Below are 19,988 nucleotides of genomic sequence, written 5' to 3'. Positions count from 1 at the left end.
ATTAATTAGCTAACAACAGAAACGTTTTCAGCTTGAGGACCTTTTTGACCTTGAGTCACAGTGAAAGAAACTTTCTGACCTTCGTCAAGAGTTTTGAAACCGTCTGCAACGATTGCGCGGAAGTGAACAAATACGTCTGGACCAGACTCTTGCTCGATAAATCCGAAACCTTTGTCAGAGTTGAACCACTTAACAACACCAGTTACTTGAGACATGATATAAATCCTGTAAATATATTTTAAAAGCCTTAACGGCGGTAAAGCTGAAAATGCCGGTATTACTATTACTTATGTTACAGGACGAAACTGGTCGTATTGAAACACATAACTATAAGCCCAACCTTCAAGCTGAGATGACTATAAACCATTCTCAGCATAAGTCAACATACATAAACCTATATCAATAAAGTTTTTTCCCAGCTTTTGAACATAAATTTAACCTCAAAAATTAATCGGTAAACAGAGCAGCGTACTGCTAACATTGAGCCTCTCTTTTATGGATTTCAATTTTAAAATCCAGTTCACAGTTAAGCCCTTTTTCTATCAGCCTTTGCTTTTGAAAATCTGACAACTTCCAAGCATAAGGAGTCATATTTAAAAAGTTTTCAAGGTCTTGTTTATCCGTTAACTGGAGCTGGTAACACAAATTTTCTTGGTGTAGGTAATCAAAGCCTTCTATCAATAATTTGTCTTCAGGGTGAAGCTTAGGCTTATCGTAAATGATTTCTTTTAATGCGTAATGATGTTTAGGCCCAGGTGACACCGTAATAATAATGCCGTTATCTTTCATCACCCTTTGTAACTCTTGTGGTTTTGATGGCGCATAAATTCTAATCGCCATATCAAAGCTGTTATCGGCAAAAGGCATTTCAAACACACTTGCAACACTAAAATTTATCTTAGGGTAACGTTTAGCACCATAACGAACCGCCGCTTTGGAAATATCAATCCCATAAATATTGATATCAGCTTGCTGACTAATCACGTCTGTTAATCGGTGCGTGTAATAACCTTCACCACAACCGATATCTAACACATTCATTTGCGGTTTAATGTAGGTCAGCGCTAATTGATTAACACGGTCGCTTAGCTGCTGATAAAACCCTTGTGATAAAAAGCCTCTTCTGGCCATCATCATTTCTTTACTATCACCTGGGTCTTTAGTTTTCTTCTTTTGAACAGGCAATAGGTTAACGTAACCTTCTTTTGCCTGATCAAATTGGTGTCGGTTTTCACAGCCCCACGAAGTTTGCGATAACGTCAGTGGCAATGAGCATATTGGACAGATATAAGACATGGAGCCTCAATTAATTAAATTCTTCAGATAGGTTTTCAACCATATCAACCACACTTTTAGGCGACAATAAAGCATAGCAATCCAACTTATGTTGCAATGCTTCAATATCTACAGGATGTTGATTTGCTGAGTGTTGCAGGTTATTTCTTTCAAGTGACTGTTGGTAAACCCTAAATAACCATTGGCGTTTATTGTGGAGTAAATGATCAAGTTTATCCATTTCCTCATATAAATTTTGATAAGCGCAGCCTTGTTGCTGCTTTAACAGGGTGTTGATTTCCCTGCGCACTTGTTCAAGTTCAGTAATTTGCAGCGCAAGAGCGTTAGAGGTTTGCTCAGCGGCAAAGCCTCTGGCAATAATGGCATGGGCTTTAGTTAACACATCAATGTCTTTTTGCTGCCTAAAGTCATGCTCTAATGCAATCCATTGAAATTTAGCGTCGCTGTTATTGCTAAGCTCAAGTGTTTCATTAACAACAATTGATAATGTAATCCCCTGCTTTAATGCACTTATTTGATTGCGCGGATCGGAGCCTAATTTAGCATAAAGGCGAAAGCCTTGGCCTAACGTCCTCGTGATGATGTTGTCAGAATCATCACCATTTTGCTTTAACATACTGGCGCGGTTTGCTTCATGCGACACCAATTCAACATCCACTATTGGTGCTTGTTTAATTAATAATTTAGCTTGGCCGCAACTGATATCATTAACAATTAGTTCTAAAAATGGGTTACCGATTTGAGCTAACATAGCTAAATCATCAAGCTGTGGTGCAATAGAAATGACAAGCTTGCAATGGTTATGCAACTCGAATAATTTCGGCAATGTATGTGTATGTCGATTCATGAAGCCGCCTTATTTTGCTAAGCCGATAATTGTAACGCTCAAAATTACCAAGGTCACTCAAATAAGCGACTGTTGATGATAAATACTTTATTTATTCTTATTTTGACCTTGCAGTTAAATAGACAGAACATGTTAATGAAGCAGATTAATGGCATTAGGGAAAGTTTAGCGAACGGGCAGCAATTAAAGTAGCAGGTAGCATTAAAAGTTTGGTTAGCGTAAATTATCAACTATCAATGTCATTTATCGGCTTTGTTATAAAGTAATTTTTTGGTATTGGTAAATATGATCTGCATACAATTTACCACCAATGTTATAGCTATTTGGGATAACATCTTTGAGTGAAAAGCCACATTTTATTAGCACCTTCTCTGACCCAATGTTGCCCTCAGTGACAACCGCATTAAAACATTGTATCCCATGGTTTTCGTATGCCCACTTAATCAAAGCTTTTAGCGATTCAGTTCCATACCCTAACCCATGATATTTAGGTTGAATCATAAACCCAACTTCAGCAATACCATTTTGTACACGAAAACCTGTAATACCGATCATTTCATCAGTTTCATTCAACGTAATAGTCAAGCACAGCCATTGTTCAGAAGCCTTGTCCCAGACTGGCAGACGCGATTCAAAACTTGCCTTAATTTCCTCCAATGAGGGTTCATCAAAACATAAGCTAATAACATCGGGGTCACGGTTTATTGATTGATAAAAAGCCCAATTTTTAGCAATGATTTGAACCATGTTTAATCTATTCGTATCAATTTTCATGCTCTGCTCTTTCCTTGTTCATAGACCGTTTTTGATACCATCTCTAAGTGACTAATACAAACCTAATTCAAAGCAATGGGGGCCAATACCATGTTTGATTCTTTATCACCTCAAACAAAAATGTGAGTTAAACTTGTTACTTATCATTAATATAAGCAGCATCAATAAATGAGCGCTCAGACATGGTAGAACGTTGAGTATATGTTGGTGGGTAGGACATTGTGATCACAATGGGCGGCGATATTGTTCAAAAAAGAAAACACAGACACTGAGCTAGATATTGAAACAGTGGCGTTAATCACAAGACATGCCACATTACACATAGAAGGCATCGAAAGATGCCTTCTATGTGTTAAAACGGTCAAACTGCTTTGTTGACTAAATAAGTCGAAGATGCAGTATTTTTTCCAACTATATATCCATTTCTGACTCAAAAACATTCTCGTTTGAGTTTTTAGTTTTATGAAATGAGCTGGTCAATAATTCATTATGCATTAAACTACACGTTGATTGATAATCTATTGTTGAATGATCAACCCAATCTAAAGAATTTATTTTTTTCACTATATATTCAAAGAACATTTCAGGTGTCATATTCCATCCGATTTTATTTAAGTTATAATCATTTATAAATTCAATCACACCTTTATGATATATAATTAGCTCATAACTTAACGCGATAACATCTTCTTTAGTACTTAATAATTCTTTATTATCAATCGCTTCCCGCCATAATTTATCATAAATCTCTTTCAGCTTATAAAACTCCTTCACGCAACTTCCTTTCGTTGTTATTGATAAATTTTCATTATTAGGAAGATTACTTAGGATTGATAAGTTTAGTGTTTTAACAAAAGACTGGAAAATATCAAGCATACTAATGATAATGATTTTATCCTTATTACTAACACCATCCATCTCGACAATGTTAGTTATTCTTTTTACCTTATTTTTTGTTGCCCTTAAGTAAAGAGTGTAAACAATCTCTTCTTTATTGTTAAATTCAGAATACAGTGTTGCATTAGAGCATTTTGCTAATTTTGCCAATTCTGATATTTTAAATGACATAATACCTTGTTTTAATATTAAGGCTTCCGCACTATTTAAAATAGAGTTTAATTTATCAATTTGCATAGTAACCACATCAACATATAAGGCAAAAAAATTATATTCTTTTTAGCAATGGTGTAAAATGCTAAACTTAAATTTGTAACCTCCGTCATACTTTTGATATACAACAAACGGTTGGTCATGAGAAAAACACATTTGACAGCAAAAACAAAAGTAAGGTTAACAACGTATTAAAATCAATATATCCTATATTAATAATATAAAAAATAACAAATATATATAACCTAAATGAATATCAGAACGACGACAATTTAGCGCGGTAAAGAAGTTGTTAACTGGTTAACCTCGTTTGCTTTTCCGCCCAAAATAAAATGGTATGGTAATAAGTTATCTGCAGTTAACTAAAGGCAGAAGTTATCAGACTTCAGCCCTTTAGAGGGTGGGTTTCAATTGCTGACATTGCATGTCCTTTAAAATCTCATCAATTAACTATTCTCTAGAGTGATGACGAGCAAGTCTAGCTATAAAAAGAGGCTATTATCTTAACGAGTGAAATGTAATAATTTATTGATAGAAAAAAACGGATCCCAAGAACAGATTACCCATGTAATAAGTGTGATACTACAAGCTATAGAAGCAAAGGTATATTTTGCTCATCCATAACGCTCTTGTCAGTATAGTGCAAATGAGAATGATGACGGCTTATTGCACCAGCACATAAAAAAACGAACAGAATTAGGGACGTAGATAGCTGCTGGTATTGTATTTATATTCTTAAGAAGTAAACATCGAGATAAAAAATGTTTCGTGCTCAATTTAGCATTAGATATTTTTAATCAAACAATGATGATTATTTGGTTTGACAAATATCGCACTGGTGAGTTGAATTAAGGAATACTTATACCAGTAATCACTGGCATAACATTAGCAATGATTTAATTGAAAAAAACAATAAATCGTCATCTAAATTAAAATAAAAAAAGCCCAATAGGAAAGTTATTGGGCTTATCATCCATGCTATTAAGCGTTTAGCATTGTTTCAGAAGCAATATAGCCCCACATCGTTGCGGTCATCAAACTTGTACCATTGATTGTGACAGGATAGTCAACGCCATAACGTCCACCAGAAACATTACCTGCTGCATAAAGTCCAGGTATTGGCTGATGATTTTCATCAAGAACTTGAATTTTATTATTTACTAACAGGCCACCAGTGACGGCAAGTAACGCAGGACCATGTTTAGTCGCATAAAATGGACCTTCTTTGATACTATTCAACATAATAGGGTTTTTGCCATAGTCGCTATCAACTCCAGCGTCACTAAGTTCGTTATAACGTTTAATTGTGCTCGAGAATATTTTTTTGTCGACACCAATAAGATCTGCTAGCTCTTCTAATGTATCAGCCTTAAACGCAATACCTGATTCAATGTCATTTTCCAATCGTTTTACATCGAGATCAGGAGTCCATTCCTGAGTGATATTTCTCTCCATACCATCCCAAAATTGCCCCCCCCCAACAGGAATTGTCCTAGCAAGTTGTTCTTTCCAATTACTATCAAAAACGGTGAAAGCGTAATCTTTATTGCCTGGTTGAGTTAAGATTTTAATCGATTTTGCTTGAATCCAAGTATCCTCATTCATGAAACGATTACCCTGGGTATTGACATGAATAAAACCAAACTGTTGCCAGCTATAAGCTAATGGGTGCAACATCGTTGGCCAATCACCTAAATCAGGTTGTGCACCAACCCAAAAACCCATTTTATGTCCATCACCCGTATTCAATGGTTTTGGTGGGTAAATGACTTTTTTAGGCAATAAGCCTACAGGCGCAAAACACTCAAGCATCTCGCGATCATGGGAAATATCACCTGTGGCTAAAAGTACACCTTTACTACCTAAATATTTAACATAGCCTTCTTTAGTCTTAGCAACACAACCAATAATTTTGCCATCTTTTTTAAGGAGTTGTTCAACGTGATTTTCAAAATAAAAGTCTACATCTTTAGCCTCTTCACATTGCATTTTTAGCATCCATCCCGGAGCATGGTTAATACCTTGGCCTGGGAAGAAGTTGTATTCAAAAATATGTGTTCCCATATGTTCAAAGTGATTCTTACCTTTATATTGACCGTTGTATAAATGCACCGGACAACCATGCCCTTCTGCTTTTTCAATCAACCAGTCAATAACTTCTGGACTTCTATCAACATATAGTCTGACTAACTCTTCTTGTGGGCGGTCGCCACATGTTTTAAGCCAGTCAACAACGACTTGTTCCTTGTCACACTTAATATTATTTTTTTGCATTAATTTAGAATTAGTCGCACCAAACATTAGACCACAGATGCGTACATCAGTGTGTTTTTCCACAACGGCAACTTTTCCGCCCAATTCACTAGCACGCGCTGCAGCAGCTAATCCAGCGATACCTGCTCCAATCACTACAATTTCAGATTTGATTGTTTTGACAATTTTAGATTCTGGAATGGGCGCAGGTACTGTTTCCCAGCTCCATTTTTTAGCTCCTTTTTCACCAACTTCAGTTGTTGGGCAATCTTTCATTGCAGGATTACATGCAGATAACGCTACCGCACTTAAACTAGTTGCCCCAGTTACAACACCGGCTTTGAGAAATAAACGACGTGAATTGTCGGCAACGTCTTTGTGTATATTTGACATAAAATCACCTAATAAATGTATTTAATTACTGACATGACAATTGAACTCACTAAGTAGCGTTACCTACTCAATAGCCCAACCTTTCTTTTTTAAATCCATGATCCATTTAGCGTTATGACATTCAGCACACAACACATAAGACTTGCCGTGCCCTTTATGGCAACTAGCACATTCTTTTTCGCCAGTGTGATTATCATGTAACTTAAAGACTTTATCACCATCAACAAATTTGATTTTATCGACTGTGACAGAGAAAACTTCTTTAACTTTAGATGGGTCATTATGACAAGATAAACAATTATCTCGTGACACTTTGGGTACTTCATTTTTTGTTGGGCAAGAAGCAAAAAGACTCTCTGAATTGTCTTTATCTGCGTGGCATGCTTCACATTTACCGTTAACCGCTATTTGATGCTGGCCAACTAATAGCGTCTTATCAGCAAAACTATTTGCAAAATTGGATAAATTTGAACATTTAGCTATTCCGTTATTATTACCTGACAAAGTAGGAACAACAAAAATAACTATACAGGCTAAACACAATAATAAAATAAGGGATACAACGGATATTTTAACAATGTTATTTTTCATATATACGACCAAATAAATAATATACGCCAATATAAATTAAACGTACGAATACTGAGTTCGAAAATAAGTCTATCAAAAAAAATATAAGATAAAACCACAAGCATCACAAATACCCTGTAATAATATTACTAAGCATATTTTTTATTTTCAGTAATATTATTACCTCAATAGAGTGACCCAAGCCTAAGTTTACCCTCGATTCTTATTAGACAATCCTTCACACAATAAGCCAAAACGAAATAGCTGACACGATAATGTGATTAGTTGATTAATTGATTAATTGATTAATTGATTAATTGATTGCAAAACATGACATCTATGACTTAGTACCAAGTTTAACGGCTAATTAACAATTATTTTAATTTATTTTAATTTATTTTAATTTCGGAGGTTAAAACAAATTAAACACTCTAGTAAACATATCCACTCTATCAAATTTAAACAATATAAGAGGTTATTATGAAATGTATAAATAAGATTTTACTTGCTGCAGTTTTCACCAGCGTTAGTTTTGTTAGCTTTGGTTCATACGCAAAGCCAGTCACAAAACCTATAAATGTTGCTAGCCAGTTAAAACATGACTTTAGTTTAGATAAAAAACAACAAGATTTTTTTAAAAGCATGGTCATTGACCTAGTCGCTAACGGCTTTGGTAAAATGAACATTAATAAAGTTAAGTCTTATTATAACCAAGACCCTGAATTAAGATTCGCAGATGCAGATGGCCCATTCCATAAAGGCTGGGATAATTACAAAGTTTGGCTAGGTAAAATATTTAATGGTGTTGTAGACAAGCAAAAGTTTTTAACTAGGGATGTTCATTCTGTACGACTTTCAGATGACATTGTGCTAACAACACTTATTATTGACAATAAAACAAGATTAACAAGTGGAGAGTTAATTGATAGCGCGATGCGTTTATCTTTTATTTGGATGCAATCTGAAGGTTCTTGGAAAATTGTACATGAACACTTTTCTTTATGGCATGGGAAGCTTGCAGGCCCAATGGGTTACCCAGATACAGGCAGACAACATATTGATTTAGATTAGTTTAAACACTAACAAAATATATGAAGTGAATACTAAACCTATTCACTTCAATATCTTCTATCTGCTATAAGAATAAAGGCAATAATAAAATGCAAACTAAATACAAACGTTTGGCGCCCATGTTATTTACACTCTGTAGCTTTGGTTCCTTAGTGAGCTCAACAAGCGTAGAAGCGAACGAAAATAACACGCAATCAGATGAAAATTTCTATCATAGCGCTTTAACCAGTATCGGCAGCATAAAACCTGATTTACAAAAAAATTATGGGATTCATTTTGGCGGTATTGTAAGTTCTTTTTATCAAAAATCGTCTAAAAAAATGTATCGTCACTTTCCAGTTAGTCCAGAAATGAGTGATGAAGCCTTCACCACTCAATTTGTCGGGTTAGGCGGCTGGGATTTTTATCACAATGACGATTTAAATATTTCAATTAATGGCGAATATACTGGTTACCTTTCAGGCAGTTCTACATCATCCTTAACGGATCCGCTATCAGGCACCCTAGATCAACGTTGGAAAAGTCAGTTAAAACAAGTTTACTTTACCTTAGATTACGGTAATAACTCATTAAAAGTTGGCCGTATGGATCCCACTATTGAAGTTGTTGGCTGGAGTGGTGGACATCAGTTCTTTAACTTCATGAGTTTTCAATTATCTGGATCAACATGGTTACAGCCCCCTTACCCTGGCGTAGGCGTGTCATATACCTATAATTTTACAAAAGACAAACTTAATTATGTCCGTTTTGTTGCGACAGATGCTTCAGGTAACTTTAATACAGGCCCAGGTTATAAAAACTTATATAAAGGTGATCTCTGGAAAGCAATCGAATTTGCTTATGGAAACAAAAGAACTGGTGAAGGGAGTGCTGCAGTTAAGTTCACATTATATGATATAAATAAGAGTTTCTATTTCCAAGATGATCGTAACCCAACGGGGAAAACGACCAACCGCACTCAAGGACTTGGGATTCAAGGCGACTATGAAATATCAAATGGTATAAAACTTTTCAGTCGACTAGGCGTAGCTAGATATTCAAAAGCAGATTTTGCAATAACAGCCGGTTTCCTTGCCCCTGCTCATATATTTAATCGCGCACAAGATACAATTGGTTTAGGTTACTCTTACTCAAAACCTGCCAAAATATTCCAAAGCGTGAGTGATAAAAATGAACAACTTTTGGAAGGTTTTTATAAATATAATTTAAGTCGATATGACAACCTTTCTGTCATTCTTTCATATATTAAAAATCCAATGTTTACAGATGGTGGTACATCTGCAAATATCCCATTACCTGAAAAAAACCTTGTTTCATCTAACTTCATCACGACTGTACGTTACACTGTGATGTTCTAAAGACATTAATCAAAAGCCACTTTTATTAGCAAAAGTGGCTTTTGTTATTTCTAGTCAGTTGACACATTGTCATTTTACCCATCCCCCATACCCCATCACTTACGCTGTGATATAACGTCCCAACAAAAAACAGTGTAATTATCTTAGTAATGACGATTAAACGACGAATTACCAAATTTAATTGTCAAGTGCGACACTCATCAAATCAAATAACGTTCACTATTTAAAATATATTGACAACAACTTACTTCAGCTCAATACATCAGCCAACACAGCATGCACGTTTGCTTTGTCGTGGACAAAAAATATTGGCCACGATCTTAGCGTTTAACCAGTAAAATCGCTCTGATTCATTGGGCGACAGCCCCCCATTATATTGGTGCAGGCGAAACTGACAATTATATCCAATTATGTATCATGTAATTTCATTCTTTGCTTCTATAAAGTGATGTTCAACTCTTAATTGTCGAACCCATTTACCCATAGTTTGTTTGCCCACATTCATACCTTGAGCGCCTTTAACAATTGAGTCATTTGGGTCGAGTACAAGTTTGCAGAAACCTAGAATTACTCAGTCAAATTTCCCATTGTTCCTAAAGTGATACCGCTAGGCAATCTTACCTTTTGCAGAGGCTCTGATTTCTAAAGAATCTCGATCTAAAAGCTCAAAAGGCTTATCATGTATTTTATTAAGAAGTTTTGTTAATTGAGAATTAGTTATACCCATACTTTATGTACACACCTCATTTTTGCATGCACACACTAGTGTGCGCAGTAATGATTAACGATAACAATCATATCTAAATCAAACCGAGACCAACTGGACACTAAACAGAGCTAAAACCCAATAACCGCGTAGTATTCTGGAAAAATAAATACGAATATGAATCAAATAAAACAGCCAACGATCTTCTGGCACGATTATGAAACCTTTGGTGCCACTCCGGCTAAAGATAGAGCATCACAATTTGCTGGTATTCGTACCGATCTAGACCTCAACATCATTGGTCAGCCTGAAACGTTTTACTGTAAAGTTGCACCTGATTATTTGCCTTCACCAGAAGCGATTCTAATCACCGGTATCACCCCACAATTAGCTAATTTAAAAGGCATCCCTGAAGCTCAATTCATGCAGTATATTAATGAGTTGTTTAGTGAGCCTAATACCTGCGTAGCCGGCTATAACTCCTTACGCTTTGATGATGAAGTCAGTCGGTATGGTTTTTACCGTAATTTTATTGATCCTTATGCACGTGAATGGCAACAAGGTAATTCGCGTTGGGATATTATCGATTTAGTCCGTGCTTGTTATGCATTTAGGCCAGATGGTATTAATTGGCCAGTAAATGAAGAAGGTAAACCCAGCTTTAAATTAGAATTATTAACCCAAGCAAATGGCCTAAGTCATGAAAAAGCGCATGACGCCATGTCAGATGTTTACGCCACCATTGCAATGGCAAAATTAATCAAACAAAAACAACCTAAGTTGTTTGATTACTACTTTAATTTACGCCGCAAACAAGCTGTCACAGCACAAATTGATGTATTAAAAATGCAACCGTTGGTACACGTGAGCAGTAAAATTAGCTCACTCCAAGGCTGCACAACCTTAATTGCGCCTGTGGCTTATCATCCAACGAATAAGAATGCGATAATATGCGTGAATTTAGCCATGGATTTATCGCCGTTATTAACGCTATCAGCTGATGAAATATCCGCGCGGATGTATACTAAAAAAGCAGATTTAAGCGATTCAGAATTACCTATCGCCATTAAGCTTATCCACGCTAATAAATGCCCATTTATTGGTTCACCAAAACTGCTTGACGATAGTGTGTGTGAACGAATTGGTTTTGATATTAACTTTGCTCGTTCGCAATATAAATTATTAAAGCAGCACCCTGAAATACGCGAAAAACTCAATGCCGTATTTGAATTAGAGTCTGACAGACCTGCAATTACCGACCCTGATTTAATGCTTTATAGTGGCGGTTTCTTTAGTCATGCTGATAAAGCCAAAATGGACATTATTAGACAGACATCTCCAGAGCACCTTGCGGCAATTGATTTACAATTTGAAGATGAACGCATAAATGAAATGTTATTTCGTTTTCGAGCACGAAATTACCCTGAAACACTATCTGAGTCAGAATCATTAAAATGGCGCGAATTTTGTCAACAGCGCTTATCAGACCCTGATTATGTGATTAACCTTGAAAACTTAGTTGAACAAACCAGTCAAAATGAACATAAACAAAAACTGCTTAAAGCACTTTATCAATATTTGCAGTCGTTATAATGTCGCTTAAACAAAACAAGGAATTGCAGATGCAACCCAGATTTATTCATGCACTGTCACAGCTTTCTGATACCTTATCTGCGGCCATTACGCCGCTTCTAAAGGGGTCTTTTTCTGGTTTCATAAGTGCACAAGCCAAGCAAGCATTAATCAAGCAAACCAACTTAGCTGAATCGCAGCTGTTAATTGAGTTATTACCTATTGCTGCGGCATTGGCGAGCCCTAAACTCAGTGAGTTTTATGTTGGCGCAATCGCCGTTGGCGAAACCGGTGATATTTACATGGGAGCGAATTTAGAGCTGCCTGCAGAAGCGCTATTCCATACGGTACATGCTGAACAAAGCGCTATTGGCCATGCTTGGTTAATGGGTGAGCAGCGAATTGTTGATATTGTGGTTAACTTCAGTCCTTGTGGTCATTGCCGTCAATTCATGAATGAATTAGTGGATGGCCAACAGATAAAGGTACATTTGCCCGGACAAGACACCCAAGCATTGTCGCATTATTTACCTTACGCATTTGGCCCAAGCGATCTACAAGTCAGTGAGCCATTACTCACCCAACATTCACAGCCATTTACAGTACAAGCTGATGACAGTTTATGCCAAGAAGCGGTTAAGCAGCTTTGTTTAAGCTACGCGCCTTATACCCAAAATTACTCAGCCGTTGTGCTACAAATGCATGATGACACATTGATCAGTGGTCGTTATGCAGAAAACGCTGCCTTCAACCCTTCAATGCAGCCTATGCAAATGGCTTTTAGTAGCTTACTGCGCCACAATTATGATTACACAGACATAAAACGCGCGCTATTAGTTGAATCAGCAGCGGGTAAAGTCAGTAATTTACTCGCGGCGAAAAATGCGCTTAATGCTGTTTGTGCAATTGAGCTTGAACATTTGCAGTTAACCCCTGAATAACCATAGTGACTTGTTGCTAAAAATCCTTTCTCTCCGGTTTAATTGAATTTAACCAAAAAAGACAGCTAAGCTGTCTTTTTTATTATCTATTGGCCCCAGTTATAGGCTGGCGACTTTATTTAACGCAAAGCGCTATTTGCGCGTTTTTTCAAGTCTTGCTAATAGGCTTGAAGTGTCCCATCGGTTAGCATCCATTGATTGCAATTCTGAATAAAACTGATCAACTAAGGCGGTAATAGGTAAATGACTGCCATTTTTTCGCGCTTCTGTTAGTGCAATGCCTAAATCTTTACGCATCCAATCAATTGCAAAACCAAAGTCATACTCACCGTCCCACATGGTTTGATAACGGTTTTCCATTTGCCAGCTTTGCGCAGCTCCTTTACTGATAACATCCACTACTTTAGGGCCATCAAGCCCTGCACTTCTGGCAAAATGAAGTCCTTCTGCCAACCCTTGCACCGCGCCAGCAATACAAATTTGATTAACCATTTTGGTTAATTGACCCGCGCCCACATCCCCAAGCAATTGCGCGCAGCGGCTATAAACGCTAATGACAGGTTTCACCGCATTAAAGTCTTGTTCACTGCCACCCATCATCACCGTTAAGACGCCATTTTCAGCACCTGCTTGACCACCAGAAATAGGCGCATCCATAAAATGCACGCCCGAGAGCTGTAAGGTTGCAGCTAATTCACGCGCGACATCGGCAGAGGCTGTAGTATGGTCAACTAAAATACTTCCCGCGCTCATTGAGTGGATAACACCGTCATCACCAACCACCACTTGACGTAAATCATCATCATTACCCACACAAGTAAATACGATGTCTTTGCCCGTTGCTGCCGCTTTCGGTGTCACAGCTGACTCGCCGCCATATTGCTTCACCCATTGCAGCGCTTTTGATTGAGTTCGATTAAAAACAGTCACTTCATGGCCATTATTTTGTAAAAAACCTGCCATTGGGTAGCCCATTACCCCTAGCCCAATAAATGCTACTTTTGCCATGGATTCCCCTTTATTAATCAATTTGTGGTTTAACATGTGCTTCCATTTCTGCACCGATTTTTTTGCGCATTTCCATCAATCTAAGCGCAGTATCGCGTAAATGAATATCTTCTTTTGTTGTTGGCTGCCATTCAGGTATCGGCGTGGGTTTACCTTCATCATCAACCGCCACCATGATAACAATACAATGCGTGGTTAATTGTCGAGCGTCGTCTTTAGGGTCGCCAGCCTTAACATCAATCGCAACATGCATTGATGTTGAGCCGGTATAAATCACTTTGCCGGTGACTTCGACAATATTGCCAACGTGAATCGGTTTTACAAATCTAATTCCGCCCGCATAGGCTGTAATACAATACTTACCACTCCAACCAGCAGCAGTCGCATAGGCCGCTAAATCAATCCATTTCATCACTGCGCCGCCGTGTACTTTACCACCAAAATTAACGTCGGCAGGTTCAGCTAAAAAGCGTAATGTGAGTTCTCGTTGTGTACCAGCCATAATCGACTCCATTTATCAGGTATTTATGCACGATACACTGAGACTGAAAACAAAAAAAGCGCTAAATAGCGCTTTTTTAAGAAAGTTGATTAAACCATTAATCTAGTTTTTTAAATAATAATGACCCGTTAGTTCCACCAAAGCCAAATGAATTACATAAAGCATAGTCAAACGCATGTTGACGCGATTTATGTGCGACAAAATCTAAATCGCAGCCTTCATCAGGATTATCTAAGTTAATTGTTGGTGGAACGTGTTGGTCACGCAATGCAAGTACAGTAATAATGGCTTCAACTGCACCAGCTGCGCCTAATAAATGACCCGTCATAGATTTTGTAGAGCTCACTAAAAGCTTATATGCATGCTCATCAAAAACGGACTTAACTGCTGCTGTTTCTGCTTTATCACCTGCTGGAGTTGAAGTACCGTGAGCATTAATATACCCCACTGCTTCTTTAGTAATACCAGCATCGTTAATGGCATTTTCCATTGCAGCTGCAGCACCGGCTCCGTCTGCTGGAGGCGATGTCATATGAAATGCATCACCACTCATACCAAAGCCAACTAATTCTGCATAAATTTTAGCGCCGCGAGCTTTTGCATGTTCATATTCTTCTACGACCATCATGCCTGCACCGTCACCAATGACAAAACCGTCACGGTCTTTATCCCAAGGGCGACTTGCCGCTTGTGGATCATCATTACGCGTTGATAAGGCTTTTGCTGAAGCAAAGCCTCCCACACCTAATGGACTTGTTACATCTTCAGCACCACCTGCAACCATGACATCAGCGTCACCATAAGCAATGGTACGTGCCGCAAAACCGATATTGTGCACCCCAGTGGTACACGCAGTTGTCACTGCAAAGTTAGGGCCTGTCATGCCGTATTTAATCGACACATGGCCTGCTATCATATTAATAATGGTGCTTGGAACAAAAAATGGAGAAACTTTACGTGGCCCGCCTTTAATAAGTGCGCTGTGGTTTTGCTCGATTAAGTGCATCCCCCCCATACCAGCACCCATTGCAGTACCCACACGGCGTGGGTCAAGGCTGTCCATATCAAGACCTGAATCGGTCATTGCTTGAATACTTGCTGCAACGCCATATTGGATAAATAAATCCATTTTACGTGCATCTTTTTTAGTTAGATACTGTTCAACATCAAATTGCTTTACTGAGCCGCTAAAGCGAGTGGTAAATTCGCTGGCATCAAACTTGGTAATCGCTTCAATTCCACTTTTACCAGCAAGCAATGCATTCCAAGAAGTTTCAACATCATTACCGACAGGTGTAATGAGTCCCAAACCAGTAATAACGACGCGACGTTTAGACATGTTAATTACCTTAAGATTGTAACCAACGTAATATAATGGAAGAAAATAAGCAGTGAATATTACATTAGCGGTTTTTTATTTAGCTTAAACAAAAACAGGCGGCAATAATGCCGCCTGTTTTTGTAAATTCGTGATTACTGATTTTTAGAAACGTAATCGATCGCTGCTTGAACAGTCGTGATCTTTTCAGCTTCTTCATCAGGGATTTCAGTGTCAAACTCTTCTTCAAGAGCCATAACCAATTCCACGGTGTCTAGAGAATCTGCACCTAAATCGTCCACGAAAGAAGCTGCTGATTTAACGTCTTCTTCTTTAACACCTAGTTGCTCGATGATGATTTTCTTTACACGTTCTTCGATGTTGCTCATTAGTTCTCTTTCCTATTCAAATTACGCACTTGCGTAAGATTGCGAGTAGTTTATTAGATTTAGATAACATTGCAAGTATAGATTTTGTGGTCTAACCACAATTTCAAACATTTAATGTTACTAGTTACTCAAAAAATTTGGCATTTAACTGCCAATCGCTTTAAACCATATACATACCGCCATTTACATGCAAGGTTTCCCCTGTAATGTAAGAAGCGGAATCAGATGCTAAAAATAATACTGCGTTGGCAATTTCTTGCGCTTGTCCTAACCTTTCCATAGGTACTTGCGACATAATAGCCTGTTGCTGCTCTGGTGTCAGCTCATCTGTCATATCAGTCTGAATAAAGCCGGGCGCAATAGCATTGACTGTAATATGACGAGAAGCAACTTCTCTTGCAAGCGACTTAGTAAAACCTATCAAACCAGCTTTTGCTGCCGAGTAGTTTACTTGACCAGCATTGCCCATCGTTCCGACCACAGAACCAATACTGATAATACGGCCATGACGCTTTTTCATCATAGGGCGCATTACCGGTTTAGACAACTTAAATAATGAGGTTAAATTAGTGTCGATGATATCTTGCCACTCATCGTCTTTCATACGCATCATTAAGTTATCGCGAGTAATACCTGCGTTGTTGACTAGAATATCAACTTCACCCGCTTTGTCTTTGATCTGAGCATATAAATCTTTAACAGACTCACTCTGTGTGACATTGAGTACTAAACCAAACCCAGTATCACCAAGATACTGTTGAATGGCTTGCGCACCCTTTTCACTCGTCGCAGTACCAATAACTGTTGCACCAGCATTTTGTAACGTTTCAGCAATTGCACGGCCAATACCGCGGCTTGCACCGGTTACCAGTGCAATTTTGCCTTCAAGAGACAATAACATGTGTATTCCTTTATTCAGTTAATGCTGCAAATGAAGCATCATCATTTACAGGCTTAGCTTTAATCGATTTATCTATTCTTTTTGCAAGGCCAGCTAAGACTTTACCTGGACCACATTCAGCCATTTGAGTGACACCTTGTTGTGCCATTAGCGCCACGGTTTCACTCCAGCGTACAGGGCAATATAATTGGCGAACCAATGCAGCTTTAATGGCCTGAGTATCTGTAACAATTTCAACGTCAACGTTGTTGATTACGGGAATTTGTGGTGTTGAAAATTCAATATCAGCTAATGCAAGTGCTAGTTTATCTGCAGCGGGCTTCATTAGTGCACAATGAGAAGGCACGCTAACAGGTAACGCAACTGCCATTTTAGCGCCAGCGTCTTTACACGCTTGAGCGGCGCGCTCTACTGCATTTTTTTCACCGGCAATAACAACTTGTCCTGGACTGTTAAAGTTAACAGGGCTGACAACATCACCTTGCGCCGCACTTTCACACGCTGTAGCGATTGCTTCATTATCAAGACCGATAATGGCGTACATTGCACCAGTGCCCGCTGGAACAGCTTGTTGCATTAATTGACCGCGCAGCTCAACAAGTTTGACGGCATCAGCGAACTTGATGACACCTGCACAAACTAACGCTGAATATTCACCAAGACTATGCCCAGCGAGTACCGAAGGCATGGTTTTATTCATTGCGGTATAAGCACGCCAAATAGCAACACTTGCTGTCAACAATGCAGGTTGTGTTTTATCTGTTTGGTTTAACGCTTCTACAGGGCCATGTTCCACTAATGCCCATAAGTCATAACCCAATACTTGGCTTGCTTGGTCAAATGTGGCACTCACCAGTGGTTGAGACTGAGCAAGCTCTGCCAACATACCCACAGCTTGAGAACCTTGACCTGGGAAAACAAATGCTAATTTTTCCATGTGTTTATTACCTATTTATTCTTATTCTACAAATGCTTTTAAATTTAAAATCTAACTAATGCACTGCCCCAGGCAAAACCTGCACCAAAGGCTTCTAGTAATAACAATTGCCCACGTTTAATACGCCCATCTCTCACGGCTTCATCTAATGCAATAGGCACTGATGCTGCAGAGGTATTTCCATGTTTAGCTAACGTTAACACAACTTTATCTAGACTCATGTCGAGCTTTTTCGCGGTTGCTTTAATGATTCTAAAGTTTGCTTGATGCGGCACTAACCAATCAATTTCTGACTTATCAATCTTATTAATTGACAAGGTTTCAGTCACAACATTAGAGAGTTGCGTGACCGCGACTTTAAATACATCGTTGCCTTTCATCGTCATATAACCCACCGCTTCAGAGCTTTGGTTAGCGCGAGGCGGGAATCCGCATTTAAGTAAGTCAGCATGGCTGCCATCGGCATAAATATGGGTATTGATAATACCAGGTGTTGAGCTTGCCCCAATAACAGCGGCTCCCGCACCGTCACCAAATAAGATTACGGTTGTACGGTCCTCTGGTTCACATAAACGCGACAATACATCTGCACCAATAACGAGGATCTTTTTTGCGTTACCCGTTTTAACGAACTGATCGGCAACAGATAATGCATAAACAAAGCCTGAACAAGCGGCAGCTATGTCAAATGCAGGAATATTTTTGATGCCCAACATTGCTTGTATTTCACATGCCGCAGCAGGAAAAGCATTGGGTGCGCTCGTGGTTCCGCACACAATCATATCAAGTTCTTCAGGCTCAATACCGGCCATTTCGATGGCTTTTAACGCCGCTTGATATCCCATCGTTGACACTGACTCATCTGCAGCAGCAATACGACGTTCAGATATACCCGTGCGTTCAACGATCCATTGATCAGTTGTTTCGACCATTTTTTCAAGATCTTGATTGGTACGTACTTGTACCGGCAGATAACTGCCTGTTCCGAGAATTTTAGTGTGCATAATTAAGGATCAGCTATTGATGTCTAAAAGAATCGACTCCAGACGATCATTGATCATTTCTGGTAGGCGACGTTTCGCTTCTGTGGCTGCTAAGTTAATGGCTTGCAAAAATGCAGCTTCGTCGGCGTTTCCATGACTCTTTACTACTATTCCGCGCAATCCTATCAGACTTGCACCGTTATAGTGGTCGGGGTTCATCTTACTGAGGACATTTTGAATGCGAGGCGCGATGAGTTTGGATAATAAACGAACAACAAAGCCATCTTTAAGGCCAGTTTTTAATTGATGAACCAATAATTTGGCTATACCTTCAGAAGTTTTTAAAGTGATATTACCGACAAAACCGTCGCAAACAATAACATCTACTTTTCCGGTATAGAGTTCATCACCTTCAACAAATCCAACATAGTTAATTTGATCGGTGTGTTGCAGTATCTGCCCTGCTTCTTGTACTTGACCATTGCCTTTATTCTCTTCAATACCGACATTGAGTAAAGCGACTTTAGGGTGTGCTTTTTGGTGAATGGCTTCACATAATACCGACCCCATAACTGCAAACTGAAATAACGTTTCTGAGTCGCAGGCGACGTTAGCACCTAAATCAAGTAAATAAACAGGTTCGCCAGTCACCGCTGGTAAACAAGAAACCAATGCAGGGCGGTCAATACCGGGAAGCGTTTTTAAAATGACCTTTGACATTGCCATTAAAGCACCGGTGTTTCCGGCACTAACACATGCTTGAGCACGGCCATCTTTGACAAGTTCTAAGGCTAAACGCATTGAACTATTCTTTTTAAATCGCAGCGCATGGATAGGCCGATCGTTCATTGCTACGACTTCGGTAGTGTGAACAATTTCAATGCGATGAAGAAAGTCTTCGGTATGTGCAGATAAGTAACGATTTATTTCGGTTTTATCACCAACCAAAATAAAGTGGAGATTAGGATGAGATTTTAATGCCTGCACGGCGGCAGGCACTGTGATGTAGGGGCCATGATCGCCCCCCATCGCATCTAACGCAAGCGTCAGATTTTTCAT

Annotated in this window: 19 protein-coding genes and 1 pseudogene; 4 read left to right on the top strand and 16 right to left on the bottom strand. The window is 38.7% G+C overall.

What is annotated here, in order from left to right; genetic code table 11:
* Window positions 1-5: 5 nt before the first annotated feature.
* The 7 genes from G3R48_RS07270 to G3R48_RS07240 form a co-directional block, all read right to left on the bottom strand.
* Entirely contained in the window at window positions 6-215 is a 210-nt protein-coding gene (locus G3R48_RS07270) for a cold-shock protein (protein ID WP_153663789.1), read from the bottom strand.
* Window positions 216-474: 259 nt separating this feature from the next.
* Window positions 475-1,296, bottom strand: a complete 822-nt coding sequence (rlmA, locus tag G3R48_RS07265) for a 23S rRNA (guanine(745)-N(1))-methyltransferase (RefSeq protein WP_153663791.1) — start codon at window positions 1,294-1,296, stop codon at window positions 475-477.
* 10 nt (window positions 1,297-1,306) lie between these two features.
* On the bottom strand, window positions 1,307-2,143 hold the full coding sequence (locus tag G3R48_RS07260; protein WP_153663793.1) for a hypothetical protein: 837 nt from the start codon (window positions 2,141-2,143) through the stop codon (window positions 1,307-1,309).
* A gap of 255 nt (window positions 2,144-2,398) precedes the next feature.
* Window positions 2,399-2,917, bottom strand: coding sequence for a GNAT family N-acetyltransferase (locus G3R48_RS07255; RefSeq protein ID WP_194823871.1), 519 nt, complete (start codon window positions 2,915-2,917; stop codon window positions 2,399-2,401).
* Window positions 2,918-3,328: 411 nt separating this feature from the next.
* Window positions 3,329-4,051 carry a TetR/AcrR family transcriptional regulator gene (locus G3R48_RS07250; protein WP_153663795.1) on the bottom strand — a complete coding sequence of 241 codons (723 nt, stop codon included), beginning with the start codon at window positions 4,049-4,051 and terminating at the stop codon, window positions 3,329-3,331.
* Between the two features lie 957 nt (window positions 4,052-5,008).
* Window positions 5,009-6,556 carry an FAD-dependent oxidoreductase gene (locus G3R48_RS07245; RefSeq protein WP_194823872.1) on the bottom strand — a complete coding sequence of 516 codons (1,548 nt, stop codon included), beginning with the start codon at window positions 6,554-6,556 and terminating at the stop codon, window positions 5,009-5,011.
* Between the two features lie 180 nt (window positions 6,557-6,736).
* Entirely contained in the window at window positions 6,737-7,264 is a 528-nt protein-coding gene (locus G3R48_RS07240) for a cytochrome c3 family protein (RefSeq protein ID WP_153663799.1), read from the bottom strand.
* Window positions 7,265-7,723: 459 nt separating this feature from the next.
* Here G3R48_RS07240 and G3R48_RS07235 point away from each other — a divergent pair, with 459 nt between their 5' ends.
* Entirely contained in the window at window positions 7,724-8,314 is a 591-nt protein-coding gene (locus tag G3R48_RS07235) for a YybH family protein (RefSeq protein ID WP_153663801.1), read from the top strand.
* A gap of 89 nt (window positions 8,315-8,403) precedes the next feature.
* Window positions 8,404-9,672, top strand: a complete 1,269-nt coding sequence (locus G3R48_RS07230; protein ID WP_153663803.1) for a carbohydrate porin — start codon at window positions 8,404-8,406, stop codon at window positions 9,670-9,672.
* Between the two features lie 262 nt (window positions 9,673-9,934).
* Here the strand turns inward: G3R48_RS07230 and G3R48_RS07225 are convergent.
* Window positions 9,935-10,117 (bottom strand): annotated as a pseudogene (locus G3R48_RS07225) (hypothetical protein); the annotation flags it as partial.
* A gap of 438 nt (window positions 10,118-10,555) precedes the next feature.
* On the opposite strand from G3R48_RS07225, the gene sbcB reads away from it, so the two are divergent.
* Window positions 10,556-11,971, top strand: coding sequence for an exodeoxyribonuclease I (gene sbcB, locus G3R48_RS07220; protein WP_153663805.1), 1,416 nt, complete (start codon window positions 10,556-10,558; stop codon window positions 11,969-11,971).
* Window positions 11,972-12,000: 29 nt separating this feature from the next.
* Window positions 12,001-12,891 (top strand): cytidine deaminase, encoded by an 891-nt coding sequence (gene cdd, locus G3R48_RS07215; RefSeq protein ID WP_153663807.1) that lies wholly within the window; start codon window positions 12,001-12,003, stop codon window positions 12,889-12,891.
* Between the two features lie 132 nt (window positions 12,892-13,023).
* Here the strand turns inward: cdd and G3R48_RS07210 are convergent, their stop codons facing one another.
* From G3R48_RS07210 to plsX, 8 genes are all read right to left on the bottom strand, one after another.
* Window positions 13,024-13,899, bottom strand: coding sequence for an NAD(P)-dependent oxidoreductase (locus tag G3R48_RS07210; RefSeq protein WP_153663808.1), 876 nt, complete (start codon window positions 13,897-13,899; stop codon window positions 13,024-13,026).
* Between the two features lie 13 nt (window positions 13,900-13,912).
* A complete protein-coding gene (locus G3R48_RS07205; protein ID WP_153663809.1) occupies window positions 13,913-14,401 on the bottom strand; it encodes an acyl-CoA thioesterase in 489 nt (162 codons plus the stop codon).
* A 97-nt stretch (window positions 14,402-14,498) separates the two neighbouring features.
* Complete coding sequence (gene fabF, locus G3R48_RS07200; protein ID WP_153663811.1) at window positions 14,499-15,740, bottom strand: beta-ketoacyl-ACP synthase II; 1,242 nt, start codon at window positions 15,738-15,740, stop codon at window positions 14,499-14,501.
* A 134-nt stretch (window positions 15,741-15,874) separates the two neighbouring features.
* The gene (gene acpP, locus G3R48_RS07195) at window positions 15,875-16,108 is read right to left on the bottom strand and encodes an acyl carrier protein (protein WP_011496723.1); all 234 of its coding nucleotides are present in this window, start codon (window positions 16,106-16,108) and stop codon (window positions 15,875-15,877) included.
* Between the two features lie 160 nt (window positions 16,109-16,268).
* Window positions 16,269-17,009 (bottom strand): 3-oxoacyl-ACP reductase FabG, encoded by a 741-nt coding sequence (gene fabG / locus G3R48_RS07190; RefSeq protein WP_153663813.1) that lies wholly within the window; start codon window positions 17,007-17,009, stop codon window positions 16,269-16,271.
* Window positions 17,010-17,019: 10 nt separating this feature from the next.
* Entirely contained in the window at window positions 17,020-17,946 is a 927-nt protein-coding gene (fabD, locus tag G3R48_RS07185) for an ACP S-malonyltransferase (RefSeq protein WP_153663815.1), read from the bottom strand.
* 44 nt (window positions 17,947-17,990) lie between these two features.
* Complete coding sequence (locus G3R48_RS07180; RefSeq protein ID WP_153663817.1) at window positions 17,991-18,950, bottom strand: beta-ketoacyl-ACP synthase III; 960 nt, start codon at window positions 18,948-18,950, stop codon at window positions 17,991-17,993.
* A 9-nt stretch (window positions 18,951-18,959) separates the two neighbouring features.
* Entirely contained in the window at window positions 18,960-19,988 is a 1,029-nt protein-coding gene (plsX, locus tag G3R48_RS07175; RefSeq protein ID WP_153663819.1) for a phosphate acyltransferase PlsX, read from the bottom strand.

The sequence above is a fragment of the Shewanella intestini genome (assembly GCF_018221465.1).
Taxonomy (GTDB): Bacteria; Pseudomonadota; Gammaproteobacteria; order Enterobacterales; family Shewanellaceae; genus Shewanella; species Shewanella intestini.
Note: the sequence above shows the minus strand (reverse complement) of the source record. Positions and strands in the feature narration are given on the sequence as shown.

Bases quoted from the DNA above. Each gene is read 5' to 3' on its own strand.
- G3R48_RS07270 (WP_153663789.1), bottom strand. From the start codon at position 215: ATGTCTCAAGTAACTGGTGTTGTTAAGTGGTTCAACTCTGACAAAGGT.
- rlmA (WP_153663791.1), bottom strand. From the start codon at position 1,296: ATGTCTTATATCTGTCCAATATGCTCATTGCCACTGACGTTATCGCAA.
- G3R48_RS07260 (WP_153663793.1), bottom strand. From the start codon at position 2,143: ATGAATCGACATACACATACATTGCCGAAATTATTCGAGTTGCATAAC.
- G3R48_RS07255 (WP_194823871.1), bottom strand. From the start codon at position 2,917: ATGAAAATTGATACGAATAGATTAAACATGGTTCAAATCATTGCTAAA.
- G3R48_RS07250 (WP_153663795.1), bottom strand. From the start codon at position 4,051: ATGCAAATTGATAAATTAAACTCTATTTTAAATAGTGCGGAAGCCTTA.
- G3R48_RS07245 (WP_194823872.1), bottom strand. From the start codon at position 6,556: ATGAAAGATTGCCCAACAACTGAAGTTGGTGAAAAAGGAGCTAAAAAA.
- G3R48_RS07240 (WP_153663799.1), bottom strand. From the start codon at position 7,264: ATGAAAAATAACATTGTTAAAATATCCGTTGTATCCCTTATTTTATTA.
- G3R48_RS07235 (WP_153663801.1), top strand. From the start codon at position 7,724: ATGAAATGTATAAATAAGATTTTACTTGCTGCAGTTTTCACCAGCGTT.
- G3R48_RS07230 (WP_153663803.1), top strand. From the start codon at position 8,404: ATGCAAACTAAATACAAACGTTTGGCGCCCATGTTATTTACACTCTGT.
- sbcB (WP_153663805.1), top strand. From the start codon at position 10,556: ATGAATCAAATAAAACAGCCAACGATCTTCTGGCACGATTATGAAACC.
- cdd (WP_153663807.1), top strand. From the start codon at position 12,001: ATGCAACCCAGATTTATTCATGCACTGTCACAGCTTTCTGATACCTTA.
- G3R48_RS07210 (WP_153663808.1), bottom strand. From the start codon at position 13,899: ATGGCAAAAGTAGCATTTATTGGGCTAGGGGTAATGGGCTACCCAATG.
- G3R48_RS07205 (WP_153663809.1), bottom strand. From the start codon at position 14,401: ATGGCTGGTACACAACGAGAACTCACATTACGCTTTTTAGCTGAACCT.
- fabF (WP_153663811.1), bottom strand. From the start codon at position 15,740: ATGTCTAAACGTCGCGTCGTTATTACTGGTTTGGGACTCATTACACCT.
- acpP (WP_011496723.1), bottom strand. From the start codon at position 16,108: ATGAGCAACATCGAAGAACGTGTAAAGAAAATCATCATCGAGCAACTA.
- fabG (WP_153663813.1), bottom strand. From the start codon at position 17,009: ATGTTATTGTCTCTTGAAGGCAAAATTGCACTGGTAACCGGTGCAAGC.
- fabD (WP_153663815.1), bottom strand. From the start codon at position 17,946: ATGGAAAAATTAGCATTTGTTTTCCCAGGTCAAGGTTCTCAAGCTGTG.
- G3R48_RS07180 (WP_153663817.1), bottom strand. From the start codon at position 18,950: ATGCACACTAAAATTCTCGGAACAGGCAGTTATCTGCCGGTACAAGTA.
- plsX (WP_153663819.1), bottom strand. From the start codon at position 19,988: ATGAAAAATCTGACGCTTGCGTTAGATGCGATGGGGGGCGATCATGGC.